Genomic DNA, 13,373 nt, shown 5'->3' with positions numbered 1-13,373 from the left:
TCGGGGCGGGGGAAAGGGCGGCCGGCCCCGCCATGAGCGGCAGGTGCTATCCGGTGGGCCAAGTTTCAATATTATCAGATATTTGGAACGGCCTAGCGATCCTTATTCGCTGGTCACGCGACTGTCATCGCTGCGCCACCATAATGCAATGCAGCCTCCCTAGAGCGCGCCGCAGCAAAATATGCTGCAACGCAAAGGGGATTTCTCATGACCATCCGCAAGGCGCTCGTCGGTGCCGGCGTCACCGCGCTTCTCGGTTCGACCAGCCTGCCTGCCATGGCGCAGGACATGGCCGCGCCTGCAGCAGAGCCGGAGGCCAGCGACATCATCGTCACCGGCCGCGCCGGCGCGGGCGATCGCAGGAAAGTGGACACCAGCTATGCGGTGACGACCCTGTCGAACGACGTCATCCGATCGCGCGCGCCATCCAGCGTCACCGAGACGCTGAAATCGGTGCCCGGCTTCTGGGTGGAGGCGTCAGGCGGCGAGGGCAGCGGCAACGTCCGCGCGCGCGGCATCCCGGTCGACGGCTTCGGATCGATCAACCTGCTGGAGGATGGCCTTCCGGTCCAGCATGACCCGGCGCTGGGCTATCTTAACGCGGACCAGGCCTTCCGCCTCGACGAGTCGATCGACCATATCGAAGTGGTGCGCGGCGGTCCGTCGTCGATCTTCTATTCCAACGCGCCGGGCGGCGTCGTCAACTATATCACCCGCAAGGCGGGCGACGCGCTGACCGGCAACGGCCGCATCCTCTATGGTCCGACCGCCGATCTCTACCGCTTCGACGGGTGGGTCGGCACGCCGATCGCCGACGGCTGGACGCTGGGCATCGGCGGCTTCTATCGCAACGAGCAGGGCGTGCGCGATCCGGGCTATACAGGCAACAAAGGCGGGCAAATCCGCGCCGACATCGCCAAGACCTTCGACAAGGGCAGCATCAGTTTCAGCTACAAGCGACTGGCCGACAATGCGATCTTCTACACCGGCATCCCGCTGACCAAGGACAGCGATGGCGACATCGTCGGCCTGCCGGGCTTCGACCCGCATTACGACACCACCGCCAGCCGCTCCACCGCCTTCATGACGCTGCGCAGCGCCAACGGCCCGCTGCGCTTCAACAATACGGACGGCACGCGCATCCGGCTCAACCAATATTCCGCCATGGCCGACTGGGAGTTCGCCGAGGGCTGGAAGCTGAGCAACAAGGCGCGCTACCGCGACTCGAACACGGTGCGCAACGGCGTCTATCCCTCGTCGGTCAGCACCGCGGCCTCGTTCCTGAGCAGCAACCGTGCGTCGCTGCTCGCCGCCTTCCCCGGCGCGACGGCGGTGCAGCTTCGCTACGTTGACACCGGCGAGGCCTTCGACGTCGCGAACCAGAACGGCAATGGCGACGTCTTCATCAACCAGGCGCGCCCGGTGACGGTCGACGAAAGCGAGTTCCTGGACGACCTGCGCCTCGCCCATCAGTTCGACCTGGCCGGACGCCACGACTTCGCGCTGGGCTTCTACTACGCCCATATCAAGGAAAGCTTCGGCCGCTATTCCGCCTCCACCCTGCAGGACGTGTCGGGCAATTCGCGCCTGCTGGACCTGTTCGCGGTGGATGCCAGCGGCAAGGTGGTCGGCGCCCTGACGCAGAACGGCGTGATCCGCTACGGCTCCGAATTCGCCAATGGGTCGGGCACGCAGGACACGTTCGCCCTCTATGCCTCCGACGAATGGCAGATCACCGACCAGTTCCGCATCGACGGCGGTGTCCGCTGGGAGAAGGTGAAGACCGAAGGATCGCAGGAGGGGTCCAGGACCGTCAATCTGGGTGATGCCACCACCCTGGCGGACGATCAGGTGCTGACCGGCAACGGCGTGTTCACGCCCTTCGACCGCAGCTTCGACAAGCTGGGCTGGACACTGGGCGCCGACTGGCAGTTCATGCCCAATGCGGGCGCCTTCGCCCGCTATACCTCCGCCTTCCGCCTGCCGAGCGTGGGCAGCTTCATCACCAGCGCCACGGCCGTGCCCCGCACCCAGGGCATCGAGATGTGGGAAGCAGGCCTGAAATATGCCTCGCCGGTGGTGACGCTCTATGCGACTGCCTTCCTCACCGACTTCGATGCCTATTCGATCGGCAATTTCGTGTTCGCGCCGCCGCCCGCGACTGGCGTGATCCAGCAGACGGTCTATACCGACACGCGGGCCTATGGCGTCGAGTTTGAAGGCACGGTGCGGCCGGCCCCCTGGTTCGACTTCACCCTGCAGGCGACGGTCCAGGATCCGACCTTCCGCAACCTGCGCTATAACGAGAATAGCGGCGGCACGCTGGTGCCGCGTGACTATTCGGGCAACCAGTTGCTGCGCGTGCCCAAGCTCGCCTTGCGCGCCACCCCGGCGGTGACCCTGCTGGACGGCCGCTTCCGGGCGCAGATGGACGTCGAATATTACAGCAAGCGCTATGCCGACGCGGCTAACACGCAGAAGCTGCCGTCCTACACGGTGCTGAACGCCAGCGCGCGCTTCAACCTGACGGACCGAATCACGCTCTGGGCCTATGGCGACAACCTCACCAACGCGATTGGCCTGACCGAAGGCAATCCGCGCGCGGGCGAGCTGACCAGCGGGCAGGCGAACGATCAGCTGTTCATCGGCCGGCCGATCCTGGGTCGCAACCTCCGCTTCGCCGTGGACTTCGCCTTCTGATGCGCCGGATCGGGCTCCTAGCCGCGGTGGTCGCGGCCTGTCTTTCCGTTCCCGCCCTTGCGGAGGAGCCCGACCGGACCGTCAGCGGCGAAATCGTCGGGGCGGATAACCAGAGCTACAAGGCGATCCCGTTCGACGTCCCCGAGGGCGTCGAACGGATCACCGTGCGGCTGACCTATGACAGGCAGAACAAGACGGTCATCGACCTGGGCGTGTTCGACCCGCAGCGCTTCCGCGGCTGGAGCGGCGGGACACGCGACCGCTTCACGCTGAGCGAAAGCGACGCCTCGCCCGGCTATCTGCCCGGTGCGCTGCCAGCGGGTCGATGGCATGTGCAGTTCGGCGTACCCAATGCCCGGCCGGACAGCCGCAGTGCGTACCGGCTCGACATCTTCTTCGACAGGGGCGAGGCGCGGAACGCCACCGCCGCGATCGCCGATCCGCCGGTCAAGGCCGCACCGGGATGGTATCGCGGCGACCTGCACATGCACGACGCGCATTCGGACGGCGGCTGCGCCAGCCAGAGCGGCAAGCGCGTGCCTTGCCCGCTCTACCGCACGGTGGAGGCGGCGGCCGGGCGCGGGCTCGACTTCATCGCGGTGACCGACCACAACACGGTGTCCCATTTCGGGGGACTGCGCGAACTGCAGCCCGCCTTCGATCGGATGCTGCTGATCCCGGGGACGGAGATCACGACCTTCCACGGCCATGCCAATATCTTCGGGCCGGCGCGCTGGGTCGATTTCCGCGTCGGCACGCCAGGCGTCCCGACCATCGGCGCGGTGGAGGCTGCGGTCCAGAAGGCGGGCGCGATCCTGTCGATCAACCATCCGTCTCACCCTTCGGGCGAGATATGCATGGGGTGCGGCTGGACCTGGCCCGACACCGACTGGAGCAAGGTGAGCGCGATCGAGGTGGTGAACGGTTTCAATGCCGAAGGGCCGCTGTCGGGCCTGGGCTACTGGTATGCGCGGCTCAATGAGGGCAAGCGGCTCGCCGGGATCGGCGGCAGCGACAATCACGACGCGACGGCTGGCCCCGACAAGGCGCCGATCGGGCGCCCTACGACCGTGGTCCATGCCCGCGAGCTGTCGCAGGCGGGGATCGTGGACGGCATCCGCGCCGGAAATGTCTTCATTGACGTGGAAGGGACGCGTGACCGGCTGTTGGAGGTGACCGCTTCCTCGGACAAGGCGACCGCCGCCATGGGCGAGAGCCTGCGCGCGGCCGGCGTGGTGCGCGTGCAGGCGAGGGTTCAGGGTGTGACCGCCGGCACGCTGCGCCTGATCGTGCGGGGCGAAGAGCGCGAGCGCCGCGAGCTGGGCAGCGGGGAGGCGGAGTTCGCTCTGCCGCGCGGCACTGCCTGCGGCTGGATCAGTGTCAATGTGGGCTCGTCCGAGGGCCGGCTGCTGCTGATCGGCAATCCGGTCTATGTGACATGCAAATAGGGGCGGTCCGGTCACGCTGCCTTGGGCTCACGGACGCAGGAGCCGGTCGAGCGACCATTTTCCGCCGCCTAAGGCGATGAGGGGCAGGAGCAGTCCTGCCCAGGAGAGGTGGGTGGGCCATGCATCGGGGTAGACGAAAATCTCTATGACCGTAGTCATGCCGAGCAGCGCCAGCGCCGAGAAGCGGGTGGCGAGGCCCAGCACCAGCAGGATGGGGAAGAGATGTTCCGAAATGGTCGCGGCATAGGCGGCGGGTACCGGGGGAATCAAGGGGAGCGCATATTCGCTGCCGAACAGCTCGAACGTACTGGGCGTGAGGGTGAACCAGCCTTCCACCTTCGTCCTTCCCGACAGGAAGAAGACGGATGCGATGCCGAGGCGCTGGACGAACAGCAGGAGATCGCAGGGCAGCAGGCGCGCGGCGATGCCGCAGGTTCGATCGTAAAGGGCCGGAAGGGAGGGCATGGTCGGCTCCTCTAGGGTGGGAATGAGATGGAACGACCCGGGCGGCGGGGGCGGCCGCCCGGGTCGGCAGGGCATCAGCTCTTCTCGGTCAGCGAGCCGTTGCCCTTGGGGGTCTTGATGCTGGTGCAGGTGCCGGCCTTGACCAGCTTCCAGGCGTTGCCCTGATAGTCGACCTTGGACGTGCCCGCGCAGCTGGTCCCGGCGCCGGCCTTGCAGTCGTTCTGCCCGGCGCGCGCAACGCCGTAGCATTTCTCCATCTTGGGCTTTTCCTGTGCCTGGGCGGCGCCGGCGGCCAGGCCGAGCGCGACGGTGGCGGCAAAGGCCGCGTGGGAAAGCTTCATGTCTCTTCTCCGTGATACAGGGATTGCATCGCCAGCGGCATGAACCGCGGCTGCCGACCATTTCGGAAAAACTCCGTCAGCGGTTACGAAACAGCGCAGGATTTTTTTCGGCCGGTGCGTGTAACCTTTCGCCCCGAGCAGCGAATGGCATGCAGGAGTACGCATGCGGGCAAGCGAAGACCAGTTGAGATCATGGATGATCGGCGGGCTGGGCGGTCATGCCGCCGACCACGCCGCGCTGCTGCGCGCGCTCGTGCCGTTGCTGCGCGCCTTCTATCGCCGACGCATGCGCGCCCAGGACGATGCGATCGAGGATCTGGTGCAGGAGACGCTGATTGCCGTGCATGAACGCCGGGCCACCTATGACCGGGAGCGTCCCTTCACGGGCTGGCTCTACGCCATCGCCCGATACAAGATGATCGACCAGTTCCGCCGCAGTGGCCGGCTGTGCCCGATCGAGGGGCTGGACGAGATTCTGGTTGCCGAAGGGTTCGAGGATGCGACCGGCGCGTTTCTGGACGTCGAACGGCTGCTCGACACGCTGCCGGCCAAGCAGGCGCGCGCCATTCGCGCCACCCGCATCGAGGGCCTGAGCGTCGCGGAAGCGGCGGTGCGGGACAATATCGGCGAGTCCGACGTCAAGGTGTCGGTGCACCGTGGCCTCAAGGCGCTCGCCCAACGGATCAGAAACGACTTCAGATGAATACAGACCAGCTCATCGACAGGCTCAGCCAGTCCGTTCCGCCCGTCCCGCGCCATGCCGTGCGTTGGCGCCTTCTGATAGGTTTGCTGTTCGGCAGCATCGTCACCGTCGCAATGATCGCATCGGGCCTGGGTTTCCGCCCCGATCTGTCACTCGCCATGCACGGCTTCTCCTTCTGGATGAAATGGGCCTATACGGGCTCGCTTTCGCTTTGCGCGATCGCTGCCACGGTGCAGCTCTCGCGTCCCGATGCGCGGCCGATGCACTGGCTGTGGGTCATGGCAGTCCCGGTGATCGGACTGGCGGCGATCTGCGGCGTCGAACTGGCGCGTGCGCCAGTGGCGCAGTGGCTGCCGATGTGGCTCGGGCATAGCTGGGATGTGTGCTCGTCGATCGTGTTCCTCCTGTCGCTGCCGATCTTCGGCGGGCTGCTCTGGTCGTTCCGCAGGCTCGCCCCGACCCGATTGCGGGCGGCAGGAGCAACGGCAGGCCTCACCGCCGGGGCATGGTCTGCGACGCTCTATTGCCTGCACTGCCCGGAAGTCACCGCGATCTTCGTGCTGACCTGGTACACGCTGGGCATCGCGCTCGCGGCGCTGCTGGGCGCGCTGATCGGTCCTCGGCTGCTGCGCTGGTAAGGGGCGTGTAACCATCGTCTGTCGTGGACCGAAGAAGCGATGTCCCATCCGGGGCATCATCCCTTCAAGGAGGCTTTCCATGATCAAGTCCACCGTCGGCGCCAGCTTCGCCGCCACCGCCGCGCTCATCGCCGCCGGGCTCGCCGTTTCGTCCGCACCGGCCTATGCCAAGAAGGCCGAGGCCAAGACCGTCCACTGCTATGGCGTCAACAGCTGCAAGGGTGAGTCCGACTGCAAGACCGCGCATAACGAGTGCAAAGGCCAGAACAGCTGCAAGGGCGAAGGCTTCAAGGCTCTGACACAGGCCCAGTGCAGCGCTGCCGGCGGCAGCCTGACCGAACCGAAATAAGGCAGAACAGGAGCCGCCTCCCCAAGGGGGCGGCTTTGTTTTTCGTGCATTTCGGAGTTCGCCATGATCGACCCACGCTTTTCCGGCTTTGGCCTCGGCCTTCGCAAGCCGCATTATGCCGCTTTCCTGGACGGATCGGCCGATGTGGACTTCGTCGAGGTCATATCCGAGAACTTCATGGTGCCGGGCGGGCGGCCGCGCGACATCCTGCGCCGCGTGCTCGCGAACTATCCGGTGGCGCTCCATGGTGTGTCGCTGTCGATCGGTTCCGCCGAAGGGCTGGACCGCGGCTATCTGGCACGACTGAGGGCGCTGGCCGACGAGGTCGATCCGCTGTTCGTATCGGATCACCTTTGCTGGACCAGGACCGGCGGTTTCAATGCGCATGACTTGCTTCCGCTGCCGCTGACGGAAGAAGCGTTGGCGGTGGTGTGCGCCAATATCGACCAGGCACAGGACGCGCTCGGCCGCACGATGCTGTTCGAAAATCCTTCAAGCTATCTGAGCTTCGTCGGTTCAGAAATGAGCGAGTGGGCCTTTCTCGCCGAAATGACGCGCCGCACCGGCTGCGACCTGCTGCTCGACATCAACAATATCCATGTGAGCGGGCACAATCACGGCTTCGATCCGCGCGCCTATCTGGCCGGTCTGCCGCTCGACCGCGTGCGCCAGATTCATCTCGCCGGTCATAGCCAGGGCGCCCACCTGCTGATCGACACGCACGACCAGCCCGTGCCGGATCCGGTCTGGCGCCTCTATGGCGAAGCGATGGCGCGGCTGGGGCCCGTTGCCGTCATGATCGAGCGCGACGACAATATCCCGCCGCTGGAAGAGCTGATCGCCGAACTCGATATCGCCCGCGCTCATGGCCGGCAGGTGGTCGCAGCATGAGCCTCGCGGCGCTGCAGGCGGATTTCCGCCATTGGCTCGAACAGAGCGACGAGGCGGCCGCCGCGCGGCTGGGGTCGGACAGGTCCGCAGGGCTTGCAGTCTATCAGAACAATTACCGCGCGCAGCTGATGGCCTGCCTGGTCGATGCCTTCCCGCAGACGCTCGCCTGGCTGGGAGAGGCGGCATTCGAGAGTGCCGCCGCCCACCATATCGACGCGGTGCCCCCGTCGAGCTGGTCGCTCGACCATTATCCGGGCGGTTTTCCGGCGACTTTGGCGGCCCTTTATCCGCGCGACCCGGAAATTGCCGAACTCGCTCAGCTCGAGTGGCTGCTGTCCGAGATATTCGTGGCTACGGATGCCTGGCCGTTGACCCTGGACATGCTGTCCGAGGTCGATTGGGAGCGAGCCACGCTGCGCCTCGTCCCTGGTGCGTTAACGATCGCTCTATCGACCAATGCAGCCGCCATCTGGACCGCCCTCAACGCGGGGGAGGAACCGCCCGCAGCGGCGCTTCTGCCCGAGGAGGAGGCTCTGCTCCTGTGGCGGCAGGGGTTCACATCCTGTTTTCGCCGGCTGGACGCGGACGAGGCCACGCTCCTGTCATCGCTGGCCGATGGGCGGGCCTTTGCCGATCTCTGTGCCGCCCTGGCGGCCGACCGGGGAGAGGAAGCGGGGCTGCAGCGTGCCGGCGAGCTGCTGGCGCGCTGGGCGGGGGAGGAATGTCTCGCCTCGTCGGTTTAGCATGCCGCTGTGCTCAGCCGGGCTTGCCTTCGGTCAGGGAATGTGTACTGTTATATCATAAAACAGGAGAGGAAGTGCATATGGCCATAACCCTCGCATCCCCGTCCGCCGCCGGCGAAGAGCCCATGGCGGCAATGAACACGACGCCGCTGATCGACGTCATGCTCGTCCTCCTCATCATGTTCATCATCACCATCCCGATCCAGACCCACAAGGTGGGCATCGACTTGCCGGGGCAGGCGCGGAAACTGCCCATGAACGCGCCGGACCCGATCAAGAACAAGCTGACCATCGATTCCGCAGACACCATCCGCTGGAACGGTACGGCTGTCGACCGGCTGACCTTGCGCCGCATCCTCAACCAGACCCAGGCCATGGCCGTCGAACCGGAACTCCAGTTCGAGCCCGCCGCCGACGCCCGCTACCTGATGGTGGACGAGGTGCTGGCCGACATCCGTCGTTCGGGCGTCACTAATATGGGCTTCGTGGGGAATGAGCGCTATCGCGATTTCTGACAATCATGTCGCCCGGCATTCGCCAAGGCGAAGAGGGAGTTGAGCATCTCCGCTGTTGCTGGCCTCTCCCGACTGTCCCGTCACGCGATCGAGGCGGGCGGATAGCATTTGTCGCTCCCGCCCCCTCTCCGTATCGCCGACTTGCCCGGATTGCGTATCGAGGATATTTCCCGGCCAGGAAGGAAGCGACGCATGAAATCCTGGCGCATCGCGCTGATCGGTCTGACGGTGGCTGGCTCCGGATGGGGTGCGGCCCAGATCGGCATGCTGCCATCGGCGTGGCCCGCTCTGAAGCCGGCGGCAGACGTGAGGGTAGCACCGGCCGAGGCGTCGCGCCCGCTGCTTCACTATCTGCCCGTTATCAAATAGGATCAGACGAAGACCAGCCGGGCCATATCGTTCGTTTCTGCGAGGAAACCCACCGGCCCGCCCGTAACGATGCCATCCGGGAGGTCATCTGCCTGCAATCCGCTGAGCGCCAGCCCGGTCTGGCAGGCGGTGACCGCCACGCCCTGCGCGAGCGCTTCGGCGAGCAGCTCGGCAAGGGGCGGCAATCCTGCGGCGCGATGGGCGACATCGCCCGGGACAGATCGTCCCGGCGCGAGCAGCGCCACCGCGTCGGTCTGCAGGAACAGGCTGGCCCGACCTCCAAGCGCGGCCTGGGCCGCCGCCAGCATCAGCGCGCCCCGGAACCGCTCCGCATCCGCCGCCAGCAGGACGATCCTCAGGTCGCGCATAGCGCCTTTGCGCAGGCGGGGCAGGCGGGATCCTTCGGCACGGACAGCGTGCGAAACCGCATCGAGAGGAGGTCGGCAATCAGCAGCCTGCCCGCCATGTCCTCGCCAAAGGGCACCAGCGCGCGGATCACTTCCAGCGCTGCGAGGCTGCCCATCACTCCGGTCAGGGCGCCGATCACGCCGGTTTCTGCGCAGTTGCGCTCGGGCGCATCCTCCGCAGCGCCGACAAGGCAGCGATAGCAGGGCTTGTCTGCCTCCCAGCCGCGATAGGTGGCGATCTGCCCCTCGAACGCGCCGACCGCCGCCGATACCAGCGGGATACGCAGCGCGTGCGCCGTGTCCGCGACGGAGAGGCGCGTGGCGAAGCTGTCGCTGCCGTCCAGCACCACGTCCGCCTCGCGCAGCATCAGCGGGGCGTTATCCGCGTCGATACGGGTGTTGATCGGGATCAGCTTCACATCCGGGTTGAGCCGGGCTACGGCCCGCACGACGGTTTCCGCCTTGGAGGAACCGATATCGCCAGTGCCGAACGCGACCTGCCGCTGCAGGTTGGACAGCGCGACCGTGTCATCGTCGATGACGCGGATCGTTCCCACGCCCGCCGCCGCGAGGTAGAGAATGGCGGGGCTGCCGATCCCGCCTGCGCCGATCACCGCAACATCGGCGGACAGCAGCCGTGCCTGGCCGGCCCCGCCGATTTCCCTGAGGACGATGTGGCGGGCGTAGCGTTCGAGCTGCTCGTCCGTCACGGCGCGTCCGACCAGAGGAAGCGCACCTGCGAGCGCATCCATGTGGGATCGGCCGCGCCGGTCTTCGGGAAGGAGTTGCGCAACGTGCCGAGGATGCGGTTGCTGACGAACTGCTCCACTTCGGGACAGCGGGCGTTGACCGGCGCGATCTTCAGCACCTTTCCGTCGCCCGACAGCAGGAACAGCATGTCGATTTCCAGCAGGCGGGATCCTTCATGGTCGACCGCGCCGCCGCATTCCCCGCGCCGGTAGAAGCGGGCGACGTCTTCCGACCAGCGCGGCGAGATCTTCCGGCCCAGCCAGCCGTCGATCACCGGCACCTGGCTCAAGTCCTGCGGTATCGGGGGCGTGGGGCCGGCCGCCGCGGCGGCAGCCAGCATCAGGGACAGCATCAGGCTCATGGCATCACACTCCCGTCGAACCGAACCCGCCCGCGCCGCGAACGGTGTCGTCGAGCATATCGACTTCCGCGAAACTGGCAATCTGCACCGGTGCGACGACCAGTTGCGCGATCCGGTCGCCCCGGCTGATCGCGAAGGGTTCGGAGCCGAGGTTGATCAGGATGATCTTCAGTTCCCCCCGATAGTCGGCATCGATGGTACCCGGCGTGTTGGGCAGGCTGATGCCGTGCTTGAGCGCGAGGCCCGAGCGGGGCCGCACCTGCACCTCATAGCCTTCGGGGATTGCCATGGCGAAGCCGGTGGCCACCGCATGGCGCCCGCCCGGCGTCAGCACCAGCTCCTCGGCCGACACCACGTCCATCCCGGCGGCATGGGCGGTGGCGTAGGCGGGCACGGGAAGCCCCTCACCATGGGGCAGGCGCTTCAGCTGGATTTCAATGGAGGGGAGGGGAGAGGGCATCGGCGACCTTTTCGATGAGCTTTGCGGCAACGGCGTCCTTGGACATTGATTCCCAGCCTTCGATGCCGTCCGCCGTCACGATCCGCACCGCGTTGGCATCGCCGCCCATGACATCGCCCGACACGTCATTGGCGACGATCCAGTCCGCACCCTTGCGCGTCAGCTTGGCCTGGGCATGTTCCGCAATCTTCTCTGTCTCGGCGGCGAAGCCGATCACCAAGGCTGGGCGCTGCGCGTGACGGCCCAGAATGGCGAGGATATCCGGATTCTCCACCAGCGCGAGCGGTGCGGGCTCGCCCGATCCGTCCTTCTTGAGCTTCTGCCCGGCCGCGTCCGCCGTGCGCCAGTCCGCGACGGCCGCGACCATGACGGCTACGTCGGCGGGCAGCGCCGCTTCGACCGCCGCGAGCATCTCGCGCGCGGTCTCCACGTCGATCCGATCCACCCCCGGCGGCGTGGGCAGGTGCACCGGACCCGCGACCAGCGTCACGCGCGCACCGGCGTTGGCGGCGGCGGCGGCAATGGCGAAGCCCTGTTTGCCTGAGGAGCGGTTGGCGATGTAGCGTACGGGGTCGATCGGTTCGTGCGTCGGCCCAGCGGTGACGAGGACATGTCTCTCGGCAAGCGCTCTCCCTCCATTCGGAGCGGGGGCAAAATCCGGTTGTCCCGCCAGAAGGTCCGGCCGCTTCGGAAGGGCGAGCAACCGCTGTATCTCGGCCGCGATCGCCTCGGGCTCGGGCAGGCGACCCTTGCCATATTCGCCGCAGGCCATCGGGCCGTCATCCGGCTCCAGCAGGTGGATGCCGTCGGCGCGCAACTGCTCCAGGTTTCGCTGCGTCGCCCGGTGGTGCCACATGCGTATGTTCATCGCGGGCACCGCCAGCACCGGCTTGTCCGTGGCGAGCAGAATGGTGGTGGCGAGGTCGTCGGCGATCCCCGCCGCCATCCTGGCGAGGATATTGGCGGTCGCTGGTGCGACGACGATCAGGTCGGCCTGACGGCTCAATTGGATGTGGCCGATCTCGCGCTCTTCCTTGAGGTCGAACATGTCGCCATAGACATGATCTTCCGTCAGCACGCCCAAGCTGAGCGGGGTAACGAATTGCTGCGCGCTTTCGGTCAGCACGGCGCGCACCGCGATGCCGCGCTTCCTAAGCAGCCGCACCAGTTCCAGCGCCTTGTAGGCAGCGATGCCGCCGGACACGATGAGGAGGACGCGCTGGGTCATGGCCTCTCCTTGCCCGCGGATGCCGGATGAATCAATCGTCGCGCGGCGCCGCGACTATGATAGGGTGGCCGCACCCGTTTCGTTTTCCGGGGGACGGAATGATGGTCAGACGGATTCTGATGGCGGCGATGCTGGTTGCCTTATGCGGGTGCCAGGCGGCCGAACGACCTGTCGGCGAGACGCAGAACACGTCGGAGGCTTCGGTCGAAGATGTGGCTGAAAACGCTACCGATGTCGTGGATGCTTCCCAGAATGCCGCCGGGTCGGCTGACAATGCCGCCAATGCGGCGAGCAATGCCAGCGATGCGGAGATCTGGTGCGGCGCGGCCCGGGCTTATCTCAGCGCGACCGACTGCCGCGCGCTGGAGATCCAGCGCGACTCGCTGGAGCAGGGGGTCGCCGCCTTTAATCCGCCGCGCTCCATGATGCGGGGCGAAGCCACCAGGGTCGTCCTCGCCATCGGCCCCAAGGCCGAGGAATCGGAAGTCGCCGCGGCGGCGGGCGGAGATGCTTCCGCCGTGCGCGTGGCGCCCGTGCGGATCGGCCGCTACATGACCGCCTCGCTGAGCGGCAGCGCCTTCACCATCGCGCCGGTCGGCAACCCGCAGCGCGACCTGGGGCTGAGCGCCAGCGAGCAATGGGAATGGGACGTCACGCCGACGCGGGAGGGGGCGCAGACCCTGCAGGTGCGGATCGAGACCTTCGCGCAGGACGGGCGCGGCAACCGTACCCGCATCCGGCTCGATCAGAGCCCGCCCGTGTCGGTCGATGTCCAGGTGACCGATCGGGAACGGCGGAGCCAGACGATCGGCACCATCAAGGGCGATGTCGAGGACACGACAGGCCTGCTCAAGAGCCTGGGCGCCTGGCTGCTGGCGCTGGCTGGCGTGATCGGGGCGCTGGCGCTGGTGATCTGGCGCATCAAGGGGCTGGGCAAGAAGCCGGAGGAGGGGGACGGGGGAAGCGAGGACGATAAGCCTGTGCCGCCCGCCGGAGGGTAAGTCA

At 66.6% G+C, this 13,373-nt stretch carries 17 protein-coding genes; 10 read left to right on the top strand and 7 right to left on the bottom strand.

Annotated elements, in window-relative coordinates:
• The first annotated feature begins 207 nt into the window (after nt 1–207).
• Together M529_RS25695 and M529_RS25690 are read left to right on the top strand one after the other, a co-directional pair.
• Nucleotides 208–2,700 carry a TonB-dependent receptor gene (locus tag M529_RS25695; protein ID WP_021316143.1) on the top strand — a complete coding sequence of 831 codons (2,493 nt, stop codon included), beginning with the start codon at nt 208–210 and terminating at the stop codon, nt 2,698–2,700.
• Nucleotides 2,700–4,148, top strand: a complete 1,449-nt coding sequence (locus tag M529_RS25690) for a CehA/McbA family metallohydrolase (RefSeq protein ID WP_021316142.1) — start codon at nt 2,700–2,702, stop codon at nt 4,146–4,148. Before M529_RS25695 ends, M529_RS25690 begins: the two co-directional genes overlap by 1 nt.
• Nucleotides 4,149–4,175: 27 nt before the next feature.
• Here M529_RS25690 and M529_RS25685 read toward each other — a convergent pair whose 3' ends face one another.
• On the bottom strand, nt 4,176–4,613 hold the full coding sequence (locus tag M529_RS25685; protein ID WP_021316141.1) for a DoxX family protein: 438 nt from the start codon (nt 4,611–4,613) through the stop codon (nt 4,176–4,178).
• Nucleotides 4,614–4,687: 74 nt separating this feature from the next.
• Entirely contained in the window at nt 4,688–4,954 is a 267-nt protein-coding gene (locus M529_RS25680) for a BufA1 family periplasmic bufferin-type metallophore (RefSeq protein ID WP_021316140.1), read from the bottom strand.
• Between the two features lie 163 nt (nt 4,955–5,117).
• On the opposite strand from M529_RS25680, the gene M529_RS25675 reads away from it, so the two are divergent.
• From M529_RS25675 to M529_RS49600, 7 genes are all read left to right on the top strand, one after another.
• Nucleotides 5,118–5,657 (top strand): sigma-70 family RNA polymerase sigma factor, encoded by a 540-nt coding sequence (locus M529_RS25675; protein WP_021316139.1) that lies wholly within the window; start codon nt 5,118–5,120, stop codon nt 5,655–5,657.
• Nucleotides 5,654–6,295 carry a DUF1109 domain-containing protein gene (locus M529_RS25670; RefSeq protein WP_021316138.1) on the top strand — a complete coding sequence of 214 codons (642 nt, stop codon included), beginning with the start codon at nt 5,654–5,656 and terminating at the stop codon, nt 6,293–6,295. Before M529_RS25675 ends, M529_RS25670 begins: the two co-directional genes overlap by 4 nt.
• A gap of 79 nt (nt 6,296–6,374) precedes the next feature.
• Nucleotides 6,375–6,644 carry a BufA2 family periplasmic bufferin-type metallophore gene (gene bufA2, locus M529_RS25665; RefSeq protein ID WP_021316137.1) on the top strand — a complete coding sequence of 90 codons (270 nt, stop codon included), beginning with the start codon at nt 6,375–6,377 and terminating at the stop codon, nt 6,642–6,644.
• A 63-nt stretch (nt 6,645–6,707) separates the two neighbouring features.
• Nucleotides 6,708–7,535 carry an MNIO family bufferin maturase gene (gene bufB, locus M529_RS25660; RefSeq protein ID WP_021316136.1) on the top strand — a complete coding sequence of 276 codons (828 nt, stop codon included), beginning with the start codon at nt 6,708–6,710 and terminating at the stop codon, nt 7,533–7,535.
• On the top strand, nt 7,532–8,278 hold the full coding sequence (locus M529_RS25655; RefSeq protein ID WP_021316135.1) for an HvfC/BufC N-terminal domain-containing protein: 747 nt from the start codon (nt 7,532–7,534) through the stop codon (nt 8,276–8,278). The genes bufB and M529_RS25655 overlap by 4 nt, the downstream gene beginning before the upstream one ends.
• Before the next feature lie 80 nt (nt 8,279–8,358).
• On the top strand, nt 8,359–8,793 hold the full coding sequence (locus tag M529_RS25650) for an ExbD/TolR family protein (RefSeq protein WP_021316134.1): 435 nt from the start codon (nt 8,359–8,361) through the stop codon (nt 8,791–8,793).
• Between the two features lie 192 nt (nt 8,794–8,985).
• Nucleotides 8,986–9,162 carry a hypothetical protein gene (locus M529_RS49600; protein WP_021316133.1) on the top strand — a complete coding sequence of 59 codons (177 nt, stop codon included), beginning with the start codon at nt 8,986–8,988 and terminating at the stop codon, nt 9,160–9,162.
• Between the two features lie 2 nt (nt 9,163–9,164).
• Here the strand turns inward: M529_RS49600 and M529_RS25645 are convergent, their stop codons facing one another.
• Genes M529_RS25645 through coaBC form a run of 5 tightly spaced genes read right to left on the bottom strand, consistent with a single transcriptional unit; the run spans nt 9,165 to nt 12,368 of the window.
• Entirely contained in the window at nt 9,165–9,530 is a 366-nt protein-coding gene (locus tag M529_RS25645; RefSeq protein ID WP_021316132.1) for a DsrE/DsrF/DrsH-like family protein, read from the bottom strand.
• A complete protein-coding gene (locus M529_RS25640; RefSeq protein WP_021316131.1) occupies nt 9,518–10,321 on the bottom strand; it encodes a HesA/MoeB/ThiF family protein in 804 nt (267 codons plus the stop codon). The genes M529_RS25645 and M529_RS25640 overlap by 13 nt, the downstream gene beginning before the upstream one ends.
• On the bottom strand, nt 10,276–10,680 hold the full coding sequence (locus M529_RS25635) for a hypothetical protein (protein WP_021316130.1): 405 nt from the start codon (nt 10,678–10,680) through the stop codon (nt 10,276–10,278). The genes M529_RS25640 and M529_RS25635 overlap by 46 nt, the downstream gene beginning before the upstream one ends.
• Nucleotides 10,681–10,684: 4 nt before the next feature.
• Nucleotides 10,685–11,140, bottom strand: a complete 456-nt coding sequence (gene dut / locus M529_RS25630) for a dUTP diphosphatase (RefSeq protein ID WP_021316129.1) — start codon at nt 11,138–11,140, stop codon at nt 10,685–10,687.
• The gene (coaBC, locus tag M529_RS25625) at nt 11,115–12,368 is read right to left on the bottom strand and encodes a bifunctional phosphopantothenoylcysteine decarboxylase/phosphopantothenate--cysteine ligase CoaBC (protein WP_021316128.1); all 1,254 of its coding nucleotides are present in this window, start codon (nt 12,366–12,368) and stop codon (nt 11,115–11,117) included. The genes dut and coaBC overlap by 26 nt, the downstream gene beginning before the upstream one ends.
• 98 nt (nt 12,369–12,466) lie before the next feature.
• On the opposite strand from coaBC, the gene M529_RS50165 reads away from it, so the two are divergent.
• The gene (locus tag M529_RS50165) at nt 12,467–13,369 is read left to right on the top strand and encodes a hypothetical protein (RefSeq protein ID WP_236617626.1); all 903 of its coding nucleotides are present in this window, start codon (nt 12,467–12,469) and stop codon (nt 13,367–13,369) included.
• Nucleotides 13,370–13,373 lie beyond the last annotated feature (4 nt).

This window comes from Sphingobium ummariense RL-3 (genome assembly GCF_000447205.1).
Lineage (GTDB): Bacteria > Pseudomonadota > Alphaproteobacteria > Sphingomonadales > Sphingomonadaceae > Sphingobium > Sphingobium ummariense.
The sequence above is the reverse complement of the archived record's forward strand: the minus strand, read 5'-3'. Positions and strand labels throughout refer to the sequence as shown.